Source organism: Streptococcus sp. S5, assembly GCF_034134805.1.
Classification (GTDB): domain Bacteria; phylum Bacillota; class Bacilli; order Lactobacillales; family Streptococcaceae; genus Streptococcus; species Streptococcus lingualis.
The window spans coordinates 159,687-179,718 of record NZ_CP139419.1 but is presented as its reverse complement, the minus strand read 5'-3'; the positions used below and the strand labels follow the sequence as shown (position 1 = coordinate 179,718).

Sequence of the window (20,032 nt, the reverse complement as noted above, 5' to 3'; positions counted from 1 at the left end):
AATGTCCTCCTATAAAAATAATTTTTGTAGGAAATAACGTTTTAGACAAACCTGATTCGTTCAGAAAGCCTTCGCCCAAACAGCAAAGGTTACTTTTCTAGCTGACTTCCTGTTGACGAGCTTCATTTTGTCCTGCTGTCATTTCGCACAAATTCTATTTTATCACGGAATAGAAACTTTGTAAAGTCCTTCAAAACAATTTCAATGAAATTCAGACAATAATTCTATGATTCGTTTTTTATATTGCAATTGTTGCCAGTCCCTATCCGTTGCTGGATCCCATATTAAAGGAAGATCTGCAATAATTTCACCGGGATTATGATTCAAGATATAGACCCGATCACTCAATGTCAAAGCTTCTTCGATACTATGAGTGATCACCAGAGTGGTGAGGCCAAGACGTTCCTTACTTTCTAGATACCAGTGATAAAGATCCTGCCTTGTCAATTCATCTAAGGCACTAAAAGCTTCATCTAATAGGAAGACAGAATGACCCAGAAGATAGGTTCTCAATAGCGCCACCCGTTGCCGCATTCCCCCACTCAGCGCATTGGGATAAAGGTTGGCGATACTTCCCAATTTAAATTCATCTAACAATTTTAGAGCTGTAGATGTTGCCTCTTCCTTAGGAATCTTTTTTAATTGAAGGGGAAGAATAATATTTCCCAATACTGTCTTATGTTCTAACAAAAGATCCTTTTGTAGCATATAGCTGACTTTTCCAAAGGAGATCGGGGCATCATCTACTTCTATGGTACCCTTTTGTAAGGGAAGGATCCCAGCAATTAAATTAAACAAGGTTGATTTCCCTACCCCACTCGGACCCAAAATAGAGACAATTTCTCCTTTTTGCACCTCTAGTGATACATTGTTTAAAACTGCTTTATCTCCAAAAGAGAAATTTACATCTTTTACGGTTAAAATATCAGTCACCTACCAATTCATTTGTGAAACCTTTGTCTTCTAAGTCATTTGAAACCAATCCTTGCTCTTTTGCCCAAGCATAAAAAGCATTCCAACGCTTGGAGTCAAACTGCCCCCATTTATCCTTGTCTGAAGCATATTGACTGGAAAGATATTTTTGAGAAGCTAGTACAAAATCACGCTGGTTAGCCAAAGCAGGGGCCTGTTTAATCAAGATATCTGCTGCTTCTTCTGGATGCTCTATAGCATATTGGTAGCCTTTTTTCACCGCTTGAATGAATTTTTTTGCTTCCTCTTTATGAGATTTCAAATAGTCATTGTTAGCAATAATTACAGGTGAATAGTAGTCAAATGCAGGAACAAAATCTTTCATATAGAAGAAATTGGTTTTCATTCCCTTTTGCTCAGCCAAAATTCCATCCCAACCGTGATAAATCCAAGCAGCATCAAAGACCTTATTTTCAATCGGAGTAATGGAATTTGAATCACTATTTGGAACCAATTTTACTTGATTAAAATCAGCCCCCTCTTTTTTCATCATCGATTTGATCATTTCCAACTCAATCGGATCATTCCAGGTACCATACTTCTTACCAACCAAATCTTTTGAACTTGTGATCGCTGCATCTTTTCTTGAAATAATCCCTGACGTATTGTGTTCGACGATAGCTGCAACAGCGGTAATCCCCGCACCTTTATCCAATTTCTTGGCCATAGAATCTTGGAAATAAATACCAAATGGAGCTTTCCCATTAATAATCAAATCAGAACTACTGTCTTCCGGCGGAAGTTTTATATCTACATCCAGTCCTGCATCTTTAAAATACCCTTTTTCCTTTGCTACATAGAGACCCGTATGATTGGTATTCGGGGTCCAATCTAGAATAAAATCAATCTTTTTCAAACCACTTGACGATTGCTTGACAGAATTTTGACAAGCACTCAAGAAAACAAATCCCAATATTATTGAGAAAAATAAACCTATTGACTTTTTCATTAGCTATACCTCTTTTACATTTTTGTCAATTTAATTTTTACACCATTTACAAGTTTGTCAATCCTTTTTCCATTTTAGAATGGTTCGTTCTAATTGGTCAACGAGAAACATACCGAGTAAACTAATAGCAGAAATCAATACAATGATCGCAAACATCGTATCATACTGAAATAACTTCTTCGATTGGATCATATAGACCCCCAATCCATCAAAACCTCCTAACCATTCTGAAACTACCGTACTGATAAAAGCATAGGAAACGCTCACACGTAAACCTGCAAAAAAATAAGGAAGCGCTGCAGGAATTCTATAATGAGCTAAGGTCTGAAAGCGATTGGCTTGCATAATCTGAAACAATCTCAGAATATCTTGATCGCAATGCCGAAAACCATCTAACAGACTGACTACGATGGGAAATACCACCGTAATAATGATCAAAACCAGTTTTGGAAGCATACCATAACCAAACCAAAGAACCAGGATAGGGGCCAAGGCAATCGTCGGAATGGTTTGAATAACAACCATAAAAGGATAGACCAGATCATTCACCCATTGAAAACTATCCATGAGAATCGCAAATCCAGCAGCAAGAAGAACCCCTATAACAAGTCCAATCAAGGCCACTTGAAGGGTAGACAAACTGTGATGAATCAGGAGAGCTCGATCTCGTACAAAGGCATTCCCAATTTCAAGTGGCGTTGGTAATACAAATTTGGGGAGGATATTTAAAAATCCTGCTAACTGCCATAAGACAAGAAGACTGCTAAAACCTGCAAATCCTATCAATTGTTTTGAATATCTTTTTACAAGAGACATCGTAACCTCCTTTCTCACAAATAAAAACGCCTCCAAAATAGGAGACGGATTGCACAAGGTCACTCATAACGAAAAATACATTTCATTTGTTTCCTACGCTGGCATTACCCAGATCAGGTGCGGTCGAAGCTTACACTTCCTCTCAGACTGTACACAGACTCCCATATGTATTTATTATAATAACTGATTTAGATGATAAAAGCAAGAAATTAATCCAAATAACGAATTAAATTCTTCTCTGTTAAAATATCTGAATAGGTGTAAGACTCCACGTATGTATTGGCTGGTTCACCTGGTAAGCTGTTGTCGTTCGTATACTCGATAATAAATAAAGAAGGATAGACCTCAATCAAGCGTCCAAATTTATTTTTTTGACGTTTCCGTCCATTTTCAAGCGTCATTTCAACCACTTGTCCTTCATGAGCCTTGATCTCTTCTTTAATTTTTTTCATTTTTGCAACATCTGTAAATGCATCACTCATCTTATTGATCCTCTCTCTTTGAAATACTTGAGAATTTATTGTATTCCTTTTGGAATATTAATTCGACTGTCCCACGCGCACCTGAACGGTTTTTCTCGATAATCACTTCAACCGTATTATTAGGCATTCCATCTTCTTCCTCTTCACCAGCTCGATCATAATAATCATCACGGTACAAGAAAGCAACAATATCCGCATCCTGCTCAATCGATCCAGATTCACGAATATCAGAAAGAACAGGACGTTTGTCTTGGCGCTGTTCCACACCACGTGATAGCTGACTCAAAGCAATAACGGGAACTTTTAGTTCCTTAGCCAAAATCTTTAACTGACGAGAAATTTCTGAAACTTCCTGTTGACGGTTTTCTCTTCCAGTCCCTGTAATCAGCTGCAGGTAGTCAATCAGAATAAGACCGAGATTGCCTGTTTCCTGCGCTAATTTTCTTGCTCTCGAACGAATCTCAGTGATCCGAATTCCTGGAGTATCATCGATGTAAATACTCGCATTGGCCAAATTCCCTTGAGCAATGGCATATTTTCGCCACTCTTCATCCGTCAATTGACCTGTACGAATCGAATGGGATTCAATCAAGCCTTCAGCTGCTAACATCCGGTCAACCAAACTTTCAGCACCCATTTCTAATGAGAAAATAGCCACTGTCTTATCCAACTTTGTCCCGATATTTTGAGCAATATTTAGAGCAAAGGCTGTTTTCCCTACTGCAGGACGAGCCGCTAAAATAATCAACTCTTCCTCATGTAGCCCTGTCGTCATATGGTCCAAATCGCGATAGCCTGTCGCAATACCCGTAATATCAGAGGTTTGAAGAGAGCGGGCTTCCAAGCTACCAAAATTTATATTCAAGATGTCTCGAATATTTTTAAATCCACTACGATTTGCGTTTTCACTAACATCAATCAGAGCTTTTTCAGCACCCGCAATGATTTCATCTGAAGGACTTGCACCATCATAAGCTTGATTAATACTTTCCGTTAATCGAGAGATCAATCGACGTAAAACAGCTTTTTCGGCAACAATCTTCGCGTAATACTCTGCGTTAGCTGAAGTTGGTACCGAATTAATGACTTCTACCAAATAGGAGAGACCGCCAATATTTTGGAGATCCCCCTGACTATCTAAAATATTTCGAACAGTCGTCGCATCAATCGCATCCCCGCGGTTAGCTAGATCGATCATGGCTTTAAAAATCAAACGGTGCGAGTACTTAAAGAAATCGCCAGGCTCGATATATTCACGAACAAAGACCAATTTCCCCTCATCAATAAAAATGGCTCCCAACACTGATTGCTCCGCTTGGATATCCTGAGGTTGTGTTCGTAATTCCTCTATCTCAGCCATAAAAAAACCTTTCTATCGATCGTGTTTACCCTTCGTTTACACGAATATTAATCACACCTGTAACATCTTGATAAATTTTTACAGGGACGTCAATCAATCCTGTTGAACGAATTGGAGAGGAAACTTGGATATGACGTTTATCAATTTTAATGCCAAATTGTTTCTCAAGCTCTTCTGCAATCTTTTTATTGGTAATAGAGCCGAAGGTACGACCATCTGGTCCAATTTTTTCAGTGAATTGAACAACAGTTGCTTCTTCTTCCAATTTTGCTTTAATCTTTTGCGCTTCCGCTAACAATTCAGCATGCGCTTTTTCTTCTGACTTTTGCTTTCCACGAAGCTCACCGATTGCTTGGGCATTGGCTTCTTTCGCAAGATTTTTCTTGATCAAAAAGTTTTGTGCATAACCAGTAGGCACTTCTTTAATTTCGCCTTTTTTACCTTTACCTTTTACATCCGCTAAGAAAATAACTTTCATTCTACATTCTCCTTTTCAATAGTTACTTCGTTTTCAATAGTCTCAATCAGTTGTTGACGAATACTCATCAAATCTTGACCCTCAATTTGAGAGGCTGCCGAATTGAAATGACCTCCTCCGCCAAGCTGTTCCATGATACGCTGTACATTGACTTTGCTTCGACTTCGTGCAGAAATCGAGACAGTCCCACTTTGATTGCAAGCAATGACAAAGGTTGCTTCCACCTCAGACATGGCTAGCATACTATCAGCAGCCTTACTAATAGTTACTGAATCATAGGCTTTAGTCGTATTAGCACAAGCTACGATGATATGTGGCAAAATCTTTTCACCAGTCAAGATCAGTTCGTTCACTTCGCGGTACTCGTCAAACTGAATCGCAGAGATCTCCTGGATAGCTACACTATCACTACCTCTTGAGCGAAGGTAACTCGCCACATCAAAGGTCCGACTTGTAACACGTGTGGAGAAGTTCTTAGTATCCAGCATGATTCCAGCCATCAAGACACTAGCTTGAATCTTCGTCAATCGATTTTTCTTCGACTTCTGGAACTGAATCAGTTCACTAACCAATTCGCTCGCACTACTTGCTCCACTTTCAATATAGGTGATCAGAACATTTTCAGGGAAATCATCATCCCGACGGTGATGGTCAATGACAATAATCTGTTGAAATTCCTGATAAAACTCTTTAGAAAGGGTCAAGGCTGTCTTAGAATGGTCCACCATAATTAACAAAGAGCGATCCGTCACCATTTGCATGGCTTCCTCTAGGGGAAGGATTTTCGTTACCTGCTCTTCTTCTAGTTTCGCAATTGCTCTTGAAATATCACTAGCCATTGCATGCGGGTCATAGACCACATAAGAGGAAGCTAAAATATTGCTAGAGAAAAACTGCATTCCCACAGACGCTCCTAAAGCATCCATATCCAAGTTTCTATGTCCAACAATGAAGACTTGATCAACGGATTTAATCTTATCCGAAATAGCTGTCATCATAGCGCGTGTGCGAGTCCGAGTCCGCTTCACAGCCGAAGCTGTTCCCCCACCAAAGAAAATAGGGTTTTTCTGTTCATCATTTTCCTTGACAACCGCTTGATCCCCACCACGAACTTCTGCAAGGTTTAGGTTCAAGAGAGCCCCTTTACCAATCTCATCATGCTTCCCATCACCGTACGAGAATCCCATACTTAAGGTAATAGGTAGCTCACGATTTTTAGCTTCTTCACGGAATTGATCGATGACAGAAAATTTTGATTCCATCAACTGTTCTAAGACCGTGTAGTCTGTAAACAAATAGAAACGATCCATCCCCACACGTCTGTAAAACATATGGTAATGAGCTGTAAACTCTTCTACAAAGTTGGCAATAAAACTATTGATATTGCTAATATCAGAGTCTGAAATGACATCTTCTAGATCATCATAGTTATCAACAGAAATAATACCGATAACGGGACGAGTTGTCACCAATCCCACAGTTGCTTCATACTCACTTGAAACATCAAAAAAGTAAACAACACTAGACGTCTGATCAAAGTAAACGGAATATTTCTTATCGGCTACAGTGACATAATGACCTTTATCCTCAAACAGAGTATTGAGTAACTTTTTCAATGATTCAACATCAAAGTCCCCATCATCTGTTGAAAAAATCAATTCAGCATAAGGGTTGAACCACTCTACTTCATTTGACTCTTCATTAATTTTGATAACACCAACAGGCATTTTATCAAGGAGGGATGCTAATCCGCTTTCTGCCTGATGGTTAACATATTGTATTTGTTCTAATTCATCTAACTCTGAAATTTGTAACTGGTATTCAAATAAAGCAATCAATCCAGCTAAGACTAAAAAAATTGCAATGAGAGTTACATAGCCTTTGCCAAAGATTCTTAAAAAAATTGCTAAAATTGCAAATGAAATAAAACCAATTAACACATAATGGATGAACGATAAACGAAATTTTTTCATCATAAACCTCTTCTCGGAATTATACCATAAATAGAGGTAAAAAGCGAGGTTTCTCTCTATATTACAGAGAAGAAAGACCACTAAAAGGCTCTTCCTCCGCTTCACTACTTTGTAAACAAGGTTTACAACTGTGTAAATAGTAACAACAGATTTCAATCCATAAAATTGAGGCTGAAACATCATCTCAGCCCCATTTTATTAGTGGTTTGCTTTGTTTTTGGAGATACTCCGAGATTTACCTTCTAAGTAAACCATTAAAATAGAGATATCCGCTGGATTGACACCTGAGATACGACTTGCTTGACCAATCGTTTCTGGATTAATTAATTTAAATTTTTGACGCGCTTCGGTTGCAATAGAGTCAATATCATCCCAGTCAATATTCGCAGGAATTCGTTTTTCTTCCATACGCTTCATTTTTTCGACTTGGTCCATTGCTTTTGAGATATAGCCTTCGTATTTAATTTCAGTTTCAATCAATTCAATGATTTTATCATCCAGTTCTTCAGCTGCAGGACCGATAAATTCTACCACATCTTGGTAAGAGACTTCTGGTCTTCGCAAGAATTCTTTAGCAGTGACAGCATCTGTCAATGGTTTAAAGCCCATTGCAGCAACCTTCTCATTGGTTTCCTTTACAGGCTTTAACTTAATGCTATCCAAACGCTTCATCTCGTTTTCAAACTGATACTTCTTGGTTTCGAAACGTTGCCAACGTTCATCATCTACCAATCCAATTGCTCGTCCCATTTCTGTCAAGCGCATATCGGCATTATCATGACGCAAAATCAGACGGTATTCTGCACGGCTTGTTAACAAACGATACGGTTCGATCGTTCCCTTTGTTACCAAGTCATCGATCATGACCCCAATATAACCATCACTGCGTTTCAAAATGAGTTCTGGTTTTCCTTGGATTTTTAGAGCCGCATTGATCCCTGCAATAATCCCTTGACCAGCAGCCTCCTCATAGCCAGACGTTCCATTGGTTTGGCCAGCTGTAAAGAGACCTGAAATTTTCTTAGTTTCCAAAGTTGCGCGCAATTGATGAGGCAAAACCATATCATACTCAATCGCATAACCCGTTCGCATCATTTCTGCCTTCTCAAGTCCCTTAATAGAATGGACGAGATCCCGCTGAACATCCTCTGGTAAACTTGTTGACAGCCCTTGAACATAGACTTCTTCTGTGTTTCGTCCCTCAGGTTCTAAGAATAGTTGATGACGCTCTTTGTCAGCAAAACGGACAATTTTATCCTCAATGGACGGACAATAGCGAGGACCTACTCCCTTTACAACCCCTGTAAACATAGGTGCCCGGTGTAAATTATTCTGGATAATTTCATGACTATGCCCATTCGTGTAAGTCAACCAACAAGGAACCTGATCCTTTACATAATCTTCATCACGCGATGTATAAGAAAAATGATTTGGAGCTTCATCTCCAGGTTGAATTTCCGTTTCGTCATAGTTAATTGACGATGCCTTTACACGAGGTGGCGTCCCTGTTTTGAAACGTCCAATTTCTAATCCTAGCTGTTTGAGATTGTCGGCCAAATTGATAGAAGCTAGACTATGATTAGGTCCTGATGAATACTTGAGATCTCCAATGATAATTTCTCCGCGTAAAGCTGTCCCAGTAGTGACAATAACAGCCTTTGCCCCATACTCTTGGTGAGTCGCAGTCCTTACACCAACAACCTTACCATTCTCCACCAAAATCTCATCAATCATAGTTTGGCGAAGAGTTAAATTTTCTTGGTTTTCAACCGTTTTCCGCATTTCTTTTGAGTAAAGTTCTTTGTCTGCTTGAGCCCGAAGTGCACGAACCGCAGGACCTTTACCAGTATTGAGCATTTTCATTTGGATGTAGGTCTTGTCGATATTCTTCGCCATTTCTCCACCGAGGGCATCGACTTCACGCACGACAATTCCCTTAGCAGAACCACCAATAGAGGGATTACAAGGCATAAAAGCCAGCATTTCAATGTTAATAGTCGCAAGTAAGACCTTACAACCCATACGGCTAGCAGCTAGAGAGGCTTCTACTCCCGCATGCCCCGCACCGATTACAATGATATCGTATTCTTCTATAAAGTTATAATTCATTCTATTTCTCCTATTTCTCAAGATGGATGTGTCGTAATTTTCCGTCCCAGTCTGGTAGGGCTGATTTTAAAAAAGCCGGTTTCAGGTCAACAGTATGTAAATCATCTAAAGCAATCCAACGGCAAGGTAATTGCTTTGTATCTTCCTGCATGACCAAAGGTGCATCTTCCAGCAAGTCCACAAAATAATGAAATTCAATGTTATGGTAGTGGATTCCAGCTTGTTCAAAGTGATTTTCAACCACGAAAGCTAGTGGACCTGCTTTAGATGTAACACCAAGTTCCTCTTTGACTTCCCGAACTACAGCATCTTCTGTAGTTTCATTGACTTGAATAGCACCTCCGATTGTATAACAGCCGTCCTCATCTTCTATGACGAACAAGCGATTATCTTTTACAATCAAAGCAGTCGCTCTCACACCAAAAACAGTAGAACCTATTTTCGTCCGAAAATCCTGTTGCCTCATTTTACTTCCTTTCGAAATCACACAAAAATAGTCAAAACTCTGAGAAGTGCAGGACAAAAAAGCCTGCAACATCCATGAGCTTTGACCATCATTTCTATTGCTTTTATTATTGTAGCAAATTGAGAAAATTTGTCAATTTAAATATACTAAGACTGACGGATTGCTTCAAAAACTCCTTTGTCAATCTCAACTGGATCAGAGAATGCATCTAGAACAATCCCTCTCACTGGAAACTTTCCTATCCTTTCTGCAGTAAATAAACAGTCCGTAAAAGGTATTTGCAGCCAAGAAAAACGATCGTAATAATCTTTAGGAATATCCTGTTCCGTCAAGAAACAAGGATAAAAGTAGTCGTCTCCCTTTCGTAGAATATCCGGTTTTAGACGAACACCTTCTTGTTCATCACTCCCATCCATTAAAGAAGCATTAAAGGGAACCCAAACTTTAGATTGCTTCAATTCCTTGAACAAAGCTTCAATTGACTCCGTCGTTTTTTCCCTCAAATACTGTTTCTTATAATCAGAGATAGTCTTTGTATTCTCTATTTTTTTCTTAAAGAACTGAAACACTTTCGTTCCTCCTAGAAAATTCTAAATATACTGACAAACTTTTCCATCCCGATAAGCATTGTCAATCAAGCCACCGCCTAGGCACTCTTCACCGTCGTAAAAAACAACAGCTTGTCCTGGTGTAATGGCTCGTTGAGGTTCTGCGAAAATCACTTCTGCCTTGTCACCTTTAACGTGTACAGTCACCTTGGAGTCAGGCTGACGATAGCGGAACTTAGCTGTACACTCTAATGTAAACTCTTCTGGCATATTTCGTGTAAAGTGAACTTGACTAGCCTGTAAACTTGTTGACATCAATGCTTCATGGTAGAAGCCTTGACCGACATAAAGAATATTTTGACTGAGGTCTTTCCCAACTACAAACCATGGGGCATTGTCTCCACCTTGTTGGCCACCAATTCCAAGCCCACCCCGTTGACCGATTGTGTAATACATCAAACCTGCATGTTCACCCATATCTCGTCCATCGATGGTCATCATTCGACCTGGTTGGGCAGGAAGATAGTTCCCTAGAAATTCTTTGAAATTCTTTTCTCCGATAAAGCAAATCCCAGTTGAGTCTTTCTTTTTAGCTGTTGCTAATCCAGCTTCTTCAGCTAGACGACGAACCTCTGGCTTTTCCAAATGTCCCAATGGGAACATGGTTTTTTGAAGTTGTTCTTGTGACAGCTGGCTTAAGAAATAAGTTTGGTCCTTCCCGTTGTCAACGCCGCGTAACATATGAACAATGCCATCTTCATCACGCGCCACACGCGCATAGTGCCCTGTCGCTACATAATTTGCACCGAGTGTCATAGCATAATCTAAAAAGGCCTTAAATTTGATTTCCTTATTACACATGACATCCGGATTTGGTGTTCGACCAGCTCGGTATTCGGCAAGGAAATATTCAAAGACACGATCCCAGTATTCTTTCTCAAAGTTGACAGAATAGTAAGGAATGCCAATTTGGTCTGCAACCGCTGCTACATCTTTGTAATCTTCTGTAGCTGTACAGACGCCATTTTCGTCTGTGTCGTCCCAGTTTTTCATGAAGATGCCGATGACATCGTAACCTTGTTGCTTTAATAATAAAGCTGTTACAGATGAATCCACTCCACCACTCATACCAACAACAACACGTGTTTTCGAGTTATCACTCATAGATTTCTCCCATCTTTTCGTTTCTCACGATTGAAGGTCGTGGTTTGCTTCAACGATTGAAGGTCGTTTTGAGCAGTTACCATTTTAACACGCTTTATAGTAGAAAACAAGCATCTTACTATTCTTTTTGTTGATCAGGATCGATGGGTTTACAAGTCTGTAAATTAAAAAAGAGTCCTATTCAAGAACTCTTTTCATACAAATTTAATACCAGCCATTTGCCAACCAGAAATTTTTAGCTGCAGACCACGATCCATAACGGTTGACAACATATTGATTGGCCACTTTTTCTTGGTTTGCAGGTGATAAATCACCATTCAAATAAGTGATAGTCAATTGGTAACGGCCATAATATTGGCCATTTTGTGCTGTATAGCTACCACTTGACTCTTTCTGAGCAATCCATTCCTTAGCAGCCGCGTCTTCCGCACTCAAGCCATCTGAAGCAGAGACAGTAGTTGTTGCTTGTGTAGTATCCGTTTTACTAGCAGGAGCTTGCTCCGTAGTTTTCTGCGTTGTATTTGCATCTTCAATCTCAAGAACTTGACCAACTGAGATGAGATTCACGTTACTAATCTTATTTTTCTTAGCAATCGCATCAACCGTTGTGTTCCTCTCTTTAGCAATAGCAGATAAAGTATCACCTGATTTTACAGTATAAGAATCTGCATTCGCTACAATTGGAAGGAAAAGTCCTGCAAGTAAACTAAGTCCAATAATTTGTTTCATCATTTGTTTTTTATTCATTATTATGTACTCCTTTATTGGTATACCTCTATACTACACAAGAAATATTTCATATTTATTGAAATAATGTGTCAAATATTTCAGTCAGATGTTAGAAATACTAAAATTCCAGGATAATATAAATGCTTTAAGCCCCCTTTAAGATTTCTCAGATATTTCGGGAAAAATAGAAGAAATCATCAGCCATATCTGATATAATGAAGTAAAGTGATCACAAAGGAGCAGAGCATGAACTCTTTAAAATTCCAATCAGTTTTTGATATTATTGGACCTGTGATGATCGGCCCATCCAGTAGTCACACTGCAGGTGCTGTTCGAATTGGTAAAATTGTTTCTTCTATCTTTGGAGAGGAGCCAAAAGAAGTTGAGTTCCAATTATTTAATTCCTTCGCCAAAACCTATCGTGGTCATGGAACAGATTTAGCCTTAGTAGCGGGCATCTTAGGAATGGACACAGATGATCCTAGAATCCCAGATAGTCTAAAAATTGCACATGAACGAGGCATTCGGATTGTTTGGTCTATTCAAAAAGAAAGCAATGCTCCTCACCCAAACACAACGACTATTACTGTTAAAAATGATCATAAAACGATTTCTGTCACTGGAATCTCAATTGGTGGTGGGAACATACAGGTTACTGAGTTAAATGGCTTTGCTATCTCGCTAAATATGAATACTCCAACCATTATCATTGTTCACCAGGACGTCCCTGGAATGATCGCCCATGTGACAGAAGCTCTTTCTCGCTATGATATTAACATTGCACAAATGAATGTAACACGGGAAAAAGCTGGAGAAAAAGCGATTATGATTATAGAAGTTGACTCAAGGAGTTGTGAAGCAGCTATCGACGATATCCGTAAAATTCCTCATCTTCATAATGTCAACTTTTTCAAATAAGGAGTTCATATGTTTTATTCAATTGTAGACCTCGTAGAACAAGCAAGCACGCAATACGAAGGAAACGTCGCAGAGTTAATGATTGCAACTGAATTTGAACTAACTGGTCGTGAACGAGAAGAAGTCCTACGATTAATGACCCGTAATTTAGAAGTGATGATTGATTCTGTAAAGTTAGGGTTAAATGAAAACCACTCTCGTAGTGGGTTAACCGGTGGGGATGCCGCAAAATTAGATCGCTATATCAAATCAGGAAAAACGTTATCTGACTTGACCGTCCTAACCGCAGCGAAGAATGCTATTGCCGTCAACGAACACAATGCTAAGATGGGACTGGTCTGCGCAACACCCACTGCAGGATCTGCTGGCTGCCTTCCCGCAGTTCTCACTGCAGCAACCCAAAAATTAGGGTTAAACCGTCAGCAACAATTAGATTTTCTACTGACAGCTGGAGCTTTTGGTTTAGTCATCGCCAATAATGCTTCTATTTCAGGTGCAGAAGGTGGTTGTCAAGCAGAAGTTGGTTCTGCTTCAGCTATGAGTGCGGCAGCATTGACACTAGCTGCTGGGGGAACTCCTTATCAAGCAAGTCAGGCAGTCTGTTTTGTCATCAAAAACATGCTTGGTCTCATTTGTGATCCAGTAGCAGGACTCGTGGAAGTTCCATGTGTCAAACGAAACGCAATGGGAGCCAGCTATGCCTTCATTGCTGCTGATATGGCCTTAGCAGGTATTGAATCAAAAATACCTGTTGATGAAGTGATTGACGCCATGTACCAAGTTGGATCTAGTCTTCCGACTGCCTTTAGAGAAACAGCTGAAGGAGGATTGGCAGCAACACCAACCGGACGTAGATTACAAAAAGAGATATTTGGAGAATAGCATGCAAGCCTTATTTTTTGACTTAGACGGAACATTAGTTGACAGTTCCAAGGGAATTACAGAGAGTTTTCAACATACATTCGATACTTTGAAGGTTCCTCAACCCGATCTCAAAACCATCCGTAGTTTTATGGGACCACCTTTGATTTCTAGTTTTGAAGCTACCCTTCCTGAAACTTTGGTAGATCAAGCAGTGACTATCTATCGCCAGTATTATCATGAAAAAGGGCAATACAAATCAACTCTATTTCCTCAAATAGTAGAAGCTTTGAAAGCTTTACAAGACGAAAACATTCCTCTTTATGTAACTACTTCAAAACATGAACCAGTTGCTTTACAGATGTGTCAAGATTTAGGTATTGCTAAATACTTTAAAGGAATTTATGGATCAAATTCAGATCGTATCCACAAAGCTGATGTCATTCGATACGCCTTGTCAATCAATCACCTTCCAAAAGAGGAGACAGTGATTATTGGAGACACAAAATTTGACCTCATTGGAGGTCAAACAGTTGGCATAAAAACCATGGCAATCACTTGGGGATTTGGAGATCTTGATGAGCTACTTCTTTACTCACCAGATTTTATTTGTCACTCTCCACTTGACATTCTTGAGACATTAAAAAAATAGGTTTACAAATTTGTAAACCTATTTTTTAATAACCCCAAGCTGACAAACCTTGTGAGCTATATGCATTGTATGCAGCCTGGATTTGATCATCAACTGTTGCAGTTGAACCCCAACCTGGCATTGTTTGGAACAAACCACTGGCACCAGAAGCATTTGCTGCATTTACTTGACCATTTGATTCACGGGCAATGATTGCTTCCCAAGTAGAAGCAGGTACGCCAGTCATTTCAGCCATACGAGCAGCAGCATAAGATCCTTGTTCTCCAGCAGTATTCCCATTTGATAGAACAATTCCACCATTTGTTGATTGTGCAGAAGTCACTGCAGCATTTGCTGCATAAGTTGTTTGTTTTTGAGCAGCTTGTGCTGTTGCAGTTGCTGTAGGTGCACTTTCAGCAGGTTTTGCTTGCTCTTGTGGAGCAACTTTATCAATCATAGATTTTGAACGCTCACCTAACTCAATAATTTGTCCTGCATAGATCAAATCTTCATTGGTCAAATTGTTAGATGCAATAATATTTTCTACTGAAGTGTTATTTTCTAGTGCAATTTTTGATAGAGTATCTCCAGACTTCACTTCGTAAGTTTCAGCATTCACTGTAGCAATACCAGAAATGAAAAGTGACGCTGCTGAAAGTAGGGAAGTGACTGTCCATTGGAACTTTTTACTGTTCATGAATTCTATTCTCCTTTCGAACATAATTCTATCATACACACAAAATGTTACAGTTTATTGTAGAATATATTACAAATGTTACAAGAATATGTGAATTTAATGTAAAAAGCGCTTTGTATAGCGCTTTTTCCTTATTTTTGAACCAATACAACTAGCTCTATCCATTTTTAAGATAAAAAACTATCAACATGAGGCACAGAATAACGAGCAATGCCAGAGTATCTTTTACTCCCCACTGCAAAGTCCGATAGCGTGTTCGTCCCTCACCACCTTTGTACCCTCTCGCTTCCATCGCAATTGCTAATGCATCTGCACGTTTAAAACTTGAGGCAAACAAAGGAATGAGGATCGGAATAAAGGAACGGATCCTTTTTAATAGATTTCCTTCACCAAAATCAACACCACGCGCCCTTTGCGCATTCATGATTCGATTCGTATCATCTACTAAGGTTGGAACAAAGCGCAAACTCATAGATAGCATTAACCCAATCTCATGAGCCGGAACCTTAATAATTTTTAGTGGTGTAAGGAGCTTTTCAATAGCATCTGCTAAACTCAATGGTGTCGTCGTCACTGTTAAAATCGTCGAATAAAAAATGATTAAAATAAATCTACAAAATATGATGGCAGCTTGCATCAATCCTTGGTCGGTTAATTTAAAAAACCACCATTGATACAAAATAGTTCCTTGAGAGGTCGCAAATAATTGAAAAATAGTTGTAAAAGCAATGATAAAAATCATTGATTTTAAGCCTTTAATATAAAAACTAACCGAAATCCTCGTTAGATACATTAATACAAAAATAAAAGCAAAGAGAAGAACATTTGTCTGGATATTATTTGCCCAAAACAGAAGAAATATGAATAAAAACATTGAGAGCAACTTCCCACGAGGATCTAGTTGGTGGATAATGGAGTTTCCAGGAATATACCTTCCCAAAATCATATTATTCATGAAGTAACAGCTCCTTTAGTTCCTCAATTTTGATTGGTAGTCTGTCCAGGGAAAGTCCTCTTCGTTTCAATTGAAGAGCAAAATTCGTAATTTGTGGGACTCCTAATTGAAGTTTTTGTAAATACTCAACCTGTTGAAATACTTCCCTGGGGGATCCGTTTAGGACAAGTTTTCCCGCTTCTAAAGCAAATACGGTATCAGCAAAATTTGCTACATCATCCATCGTATGAGTTACCAGAACTAGGGTCATCCCATTTTTATGTAATGTCTCAAACAGTGCCATCAATTCCTTTCTTCCAGCAGGATCTAGCCCTGCTGTCGGCTCGTCCAATACTAAAATCTCTGGTTCGATAGCTAAAATACCCGCGATCGCAACTCGCCTCATTTGTCCACCAGATAGTTCAAATGGACTTTTATCATAGATAGACTCTTCTAAACCAACGATCGCTAATTTTTCTTTGGCTATTTCCTCCGCTTTGTCCTTAGGTACCCCAAAATTCTGTGGTCCAAAGGCTACATCAGCTAGAACGGTTTCCGCAAATAGCTGACTTTCTGGAAATTGAAAAACCAAACCGACTTTTTTTCTCAGGTACTTCATTTCTTTTGGCTCAGAATGATTATCTAAAACAAAATCTTCAAATTGAATCGTTCCTGTAGTCGGACGCAGTAAACCATTTAGTAATTGCAACAAAGTAGACTTGCCACTACCAGTATGCCCGATGATGGCTGTATAAGATCCATTTTTTATTTCCAAACTAATATCAGAAAGCGCCTGCCCTTCAAAAGGACTTCCCTCTTGATAAGTATAATAGACATTCTTTAAAGAGATTCCCATAGTTGGTCTAATAACTCACTTTCTGTTAGATAGTCCTGCTTTAGCGGAAAATGCGAGCTGAGAGATTCTTGGACCTGCTTACTAAAAGGCTTATCTAATCCAATCTCATTCAGATCATTTCTTGAAAACAATTCCCGCGGCGTCATAGAAGACTCTAGTTTTCCTTTTTGAAACACGAGTGTTCGATCACTTAAGGCAATTTCGGTTAAATCATGGGTAATGGAGATAATTGTTAATTGAAACTTTTTCTGAAGTTTTCTCATTACTGCCATTAGGTCCTCTCTACCTTCTGGATCCAACATACTAGTTGCTTCATCAAGGATAATAATAGTTGGTCTCAAGGCGATAATACCTGCTATGGCCACTCGTTGCTTTTGACCACCTGACAAACGAGATGGTTCGCGATCTTTAAACTCCAGCATACCGACTTGCTCAATAGCCTTCTCCACACGTTGAAGCATTTCTTCCCGTGGAATTCCTTGATTTTCTAAACCAAAGGCAACATCATCTTCTACTGTCGCACCAACAAATTGGTTGTCAGGGTTCTGAAATACAATCCCAATTTTACTACGGATTTCCCATATGGTTTCACGAGTCAGTTGTTTTCCATCAACGTAAATCTCACCAGACTCAGCTTCCAAAAGACCATCAATCAGGCGTACAACTGTAGATTTCCCACTACCATTGTGTCCAACAATCGAAAGCCACTCTCCTTGTTTCACGTGAAACGAAACCGTGTCAATTTGATACTCTTCTACTGTTTTATCGTATCGAAAGGATACATTTTTTAGCTCAATCATCTGTTTCATTTATTTAAATGTGTCTTTAAAGAGATAACTACTTCCCTTAAAGTAGTCGTAACCAGAATAAATTGTGAAAATCAATGCAATATAAAGCAACACTTGCCCTGGAAGTGTCCAATGGCAAAGCAAAAAGATAATGGCAAACATTTGGCTAAAGGTTTTAATTTTTCCTGGCATGGCTGCAGCAAGAACTGTACCACCTGTCTCAACAAGGAGAAGACGCAAACCAGTAACAGCTAACTCACGACAAATGATAACGGCTGCAATCCAAGCAGGAACCATTTTTAATTCAATCATCATAATAAAGGCTGACATGACCAATAATTTATCTGCCATTGGATCGGCAAATTTACCAAAATTACTCACTACATTCCATTTTCGTGCAAGAAAGCCATCTAAATAATCTGTAATACTAGCAATTGCAAAAATAACTGCCGCTACAATATGTCCTAGATAAGAGTGACTTAAACTTAAAATAGCAATAAAAATAGGAATCATCACAACCCGAATTAATGTCAATGCATTAGGAATATTTTCTTTTTTCATACTTCCTCCAAAAAATAAACTATCTTTACATCTATTTTACAGATGCTGTAAACTCATAAAAATATACGATATAAATCACAAAGCCAAGAATGGCAAAACTAACTAGTAGATAATACAGGATTGGTAACCAGCTCGCTTTCTGTCTTAATTTTCTTGAATGAAGCTCTTCGTCATCTACAAGTATTTCTTCATCAAATAACAATTCTTTTCCTTCACGAAAAGCTGTCAATAAGATGGACTCATCTAATCCCAAAGCCCATGCTAACTTTTTAAGATAGATCTGAGCGTAAAAGGGACTCGGTAATAGATCAAACTCATCGTTTTCCAACGCTTCTATATAAGGAATTTCAATGGCTGTTTTATTTGACACATCCTGTAAACTTAAGTGTAAATTTACTCTTGACAGTTTTAACACTTGACCAATCGTTCTCTTCTTCATGTTTTCCCTTCTTAATACATTGTGTACTACTTTTGAAAAATCATATAGTCAACCATCTCAGCTTGGTCGACGAATTGACGACCTAATTTGATGATATCTTGTAAACTAATACCTTGTAAAATCTTTGGAAGATCATAAGAAGTGCTACCGTCTGAAAAATATTCAAACTGAGTGGCACTATACTCAAGCGAATTTAAACCTTGTAAGAAATCACCAAACATTTCGCTTTTAATCGTATCCAAATGTTCCTGATTGACATCTGGATCCTTTTCAAATTGTTTGATCGCTGACCTAAATTGATGAGATAAGGAGACCGGTTCTTGAGTATCCATTGTCAAAATAACGAAATGAAATAATTCCTCAACCTCGACTTCAAGTGTCAATGAGTTGTCAATCTTCCCGGCTTCATATAAACTTTGAAACCGTTGCGAGGTCCAACCAAACATCATCGAAAATAGTAATTTCAACATCAATTTATATCGAAATTTTTCCTCTTCCCTAATGATATCATTTCCTCGAATTCCAATTGCCAACTTAGGAGTAGCAACTTCCATTCTACAAGATTGATTCAATCTTACTTCATTTTTTTCTACAGGAAAACGTTCTAACTCCACAGATGGATGAAGAGGAACTCGATCATATTTCTTTACTACTTGCAATACTTCATCAACATCAAAGTTTCCGATCACTAATAAGTGCATTTGAGAGGGATGATAGAATAGGTCAAAGTTTTCACGGAGATTGTCTATTGTAATGTTAGAAATAGAATCCCTCGTCCCAGCAATATCGTCTGCTAAAGGTGTTCCAGGATATAAATTTTCTAACGCACCAAAAAATAATCGATAGTCTGGGCTATCTTGGTACATTCCAATTTCTTGTTGAATGATTTCTCTTTCCTTAGATACAGATTTTTCTGTAAAGGAAGCCTTTGAAACCATCTCCAATAACAATTGAATATTTTCAGTGACTTTTGAAGTTGTTGAGAAAAGATAACTTGTCTTTGTAAAGCTTGTAAAGGCATTGCTTTCCGATCCTAAATGAACGAATTTTTTTAAATAATCTTGACCATTTTCATCTTCAAATACTTTGTGTTCTAAGAAATGAGCAATTCCTGCAGGATATTGCCTTTCATCACCATTCACTATAATTCGTGTATCCACTGAGCCAAACTTAGTTGTGATTATTCCATAGGTTTCATAATAATCTTCTTTGGGAATTAAATGAATAGTCAACCCATTTGACAAGCGTGTAAAGTAAACTTGCTCACCAACTGATTCATAATATTTTTCTTTAATTTTCAA

General features: G+C 38.6%; 22 protein-coding genes. 3 read left to right on the top strand and 19 right to left on the bottom strand.

The genetic code is table 11. The annotated features are described in order from the left end of the window. Positions 1-201 precede the first annotated feature (201 nt). The 12 genes from SM123_RS01030 to apf all read right to left on the bottom strand — a co-directional run bounded on the left by SM123_RS01030 (position 202) and on the right by apf (position 12,064). Complete coding sequence (locus tag SM123_RS01030) at positions 202-933, bottom strand: ABC transporter ATP-binding protein (protein ID WP_320909621.1); 732 nt, start codon at positions 931-933, stop codon at positions 202-204. Next, entirely contained in the window at positions 926-1,921 is a 996-nt protein-coding gene (locus SM123_RS01025) for an ABC transporter substrate-binding protein (RefSeq protein WP_320909620.1), read from the bottom strand. The genes SM123_RS01030 and SM123_RS01025 overlap by 8 nt, the downstream gene beginning before the upstream one ends. 57 nt (positions 1,922-1,978) lie before the next feature. Next, the gene (locus SM123_RS01020; protein ID WP_320909619.1) at positions 1,979-2,737 is read right to left on the bottom strand and encodes an ABC transporter permease; all 759 of its coding nucleotides are present in this window, start codon (positions 2,735-2,737) and stop codon (positions 1,979-1,981) included. 209 nt (positions 2,738-2,946) lie between these two features. Then, positions 2,947-3,219, bottom strand: a complete 273-nt coding sequence (locus SM123_RS01015; protein ID WP_003009183.1) for a Veg family protein — start codon at positions 3,217-3,219, stop codon at positions 2,947-2,949. Between the two features lies 1 nt (position 3,220). Beyond that, the gene (dnaB, locus tag SM123_RS01010; RefSeq protein WP_320909618.1) at positions 3,221-4,579 is read right to left on the bottom strand and encodes a replicative DNA helicase; all 1,359 of its coding nucleotides are present in this window, start codon (positions 4,577-4,579) and stop codon (positions 3,221-3,223) included. Positions 4,580-4,604: 25 nt separating this feature from the next. Further along, positions 4,605-5,057: a 50S ribosomal protein L9 gene (gene rplI / locus SM123_RS01005; RefSeq protein ID WP_003002156.1), complete on the bottom strand. Its 453-nt coding sequence runs from the start codon at positions 5,055-5,057 to the stop codon at positions 4,605-4,607. Beyond that, positions 5,054-7,030 (bottom strand): GGDEF domain-containing protein, encoded by a 1,977-nt coding sequence (locus tag SM123_RS01000; protein WP_455431233.1) that lies wholly within the window; start codon positions 7,028-7,030, stop codon positions 5,054-5,056. Before SM123_RS01000 ends, rplI begins: the two co-directional genes overlap by 4 nt. A gap of 198 nt (positions 7,031-7,228) precedes the next feature. Beyond that, positions 7,229-9,139: a tRNA uridine-5-carboxymethylaminomethyl(34) synthesis enzyme MnmG gene (gene mnmG, locus SM123_RS00995; protein ID WP_003009189.1), complete on the bottom strand. Its 1,911-nt coding sequence runs from the start codon at positions 9,137-9,139 to the stop codon at positions 7,229-7,231. A 10-nt stretch (positions 9,140-9,149) separates the two neighbouring features. Continuing rightward, positions 9,150-9,605, bottom strand: a complete 456-nt coding sequence (locus SM123_RS00990; protein ID WP_049492729.1) for an NUDIX hydrolase — start codon at positions 9,603-9,605, stop codon at positions 9,150-9,152. A gap of 146 nt (positions 9,606-9,751) precedes the next feature. Then, complete coding sequence (locus SM123_RS00985; RefSeq protein ID WP_049471774.1) at positions 9,752-10,174, bottom strand: SseB family protein; 423 nt, start codon at positions 10,172-10,174, stop codon at positions 9,752-9,754. Positions 10,175-10,195: 21 nt separating this feature from the next. Further along, positions 10,196-11,317, bottom strand: a complete 1,122-nt coding sequence (mnmA, locus tag SM123_RS00980; RefSeq protein WP_049492732.1) for a tRNA 2-thiouridine(34) synthase MnmA — start codon at positions 11,315-11,317, stop codon at positions 10,196-10,198. Between the two features lie 204 nt (positions 11,318-11,521). Beyond that, entirely contained in the window at positions 11,522-12,064 is a 543-nt protein-coding gene (gene apf / locus SM123_RS00975) for an aggregation-promoting factor (protein ID WP_320909616.1), read from the bottom strand. 228 nt (positions 12,065-12,292) lie between these two features. Here apf and sdaAB point away from each other — a divergent pair, with 228 nt between their 5' ends. From sdaAB to SM123_RS00960, 3 genes are read left to right on the top strand one after another with little or no spacing between them, the layout of a single operon-like run. Next, positions 12,293-12,964, top strand: a complete 672-nt coding sequence (sdaAB, locus tag SM123_RS00970) for an L-serine ammonia-lyase, iron-sulfur-dependent subunit beta (protein WP_023919982.1) — start codon at positions 12,293-12,295, stop codon at positions 12,962-12,964. Between the two features lie 9 nt (positions 12,965-12,973). Further along, complete coding sequence (gene sdaAA / locus SM123_RS00965) at positions 12,974-13,846, top strand: L-serine ammonia-lyase, iron-sulfur-dependent, subunit alpha (protein ID WP_003002222.1); 873 nt, start codon at positions 12,974-12,976, stop codon at positions 13,844-13,846. A gap of 1 nt (position 13,847) precedes the next feature. After that, positions 13,848-14,477: an HAD hydrolase-like protein gene (locus SM123_RS00960; RefSeq protein ID WP_320909615.1), complete on the top strand. Its 630-nt coding sequence runs from the start codon at positions 13,848-13,850 to the stop codon at positions 14,475-14,477. Between the two features lie 25 nt (positions 14,478-14,502). On the opposite strand, the gene SM123_RS00955 is transcribed toward SM123_RS00960, so the two are convergent. From SM123_RS00955 to yfmH, 7 genes are all read right to left on the bottom strand, one after another. Continuing rightward, entirely contained in the window at positions 14,503-15,153 is a 651-nt protein-coding gene (locus SM123_RS00955; protein WP_320909614.1) for a LysM peptidoglycan-binding domain-containing protein, read from the bottom strand. A gap of 157 nt (positions 15,154-15,310) precedes the next feature. Continuing rightward, positions 15,311-16,108: an energy-coupling factor transporter transmembrane component T family protein gene (locus tag SM123_RS00950; protein WP_320909613.1), complete on the bottom strand. Its 798-nt coding sequence runs from the start codon at positions 16,106-16,108 to the stop codon at positions 15,311-15,313. Beyond that, positions 16,101-16,943 carry an energy-coupling factor transporter ATPase gene (locus SM123_RS00945; protein WP_049495781.1) on the bottom strand — a complete coding sequence of 281 codons (843 nt, stop codon included), beginning with the start codon at positions 16,941-16,943 and terminating at the stop codon, positions 16,101-16,103. Before SM123_RS00945 ends, SM123_RS00950 begins: the two co-directional genes overlap by 8 nt. Next, positions 16,928-17,752, bottom strand: coding sequence for an energy-coupling factor ABC transporter ATP-binding protein (locus SM123_RS00940; RefSeq protein ID WP_118396216.1), 825 nt, complete (start codon positions 17,750-17,752; stop codon positions 16,928-16,930). Before SM123_RS00940 ends, SM123_RS00945 begins: the two co-directional genes overlap by 16 nt. Then, positions 17,753-18,292: a CDP-diacylglycerol--glycerol-3-phosphate 3-phosphatidyltransferase gene (pgsA, locus tag SM123_RS00935; protein ID WP_003009208.1), complete on the bottom strand. Its 540-nt coding sequence runs from the start codon at positions 18,290-18,292 to the stop codon at positions 17,753-17,755. It lies immediately after the preceding gene. A 31-nt stretch (positions 18,293-18,323) separates the two neighbouring features. Continuing rightward, complete coding sequence (locus SM123_RS00930; protein WP_118396214.1) at positions 18,324-18,731, bottom strand: helix-turn-helix domain-containing protein; 408 nt, start codon at positions 18,729-18,731, stop codon at positions 18,324-18,326. A 26-nt stretch (positions 18,732-18,757) separates the two neighbouring features. Then, complete coding sequence (gene yfmH / locus SM123_RS00925) at positions 18,758-20,032, bottom strand: EF-P 5-aminopentanol modification-associated protein YfmH (protein WP_320909612.1); 1,275 nt, start codon at positions 20,030-20,032, stop codon at positions 18,758-18,760.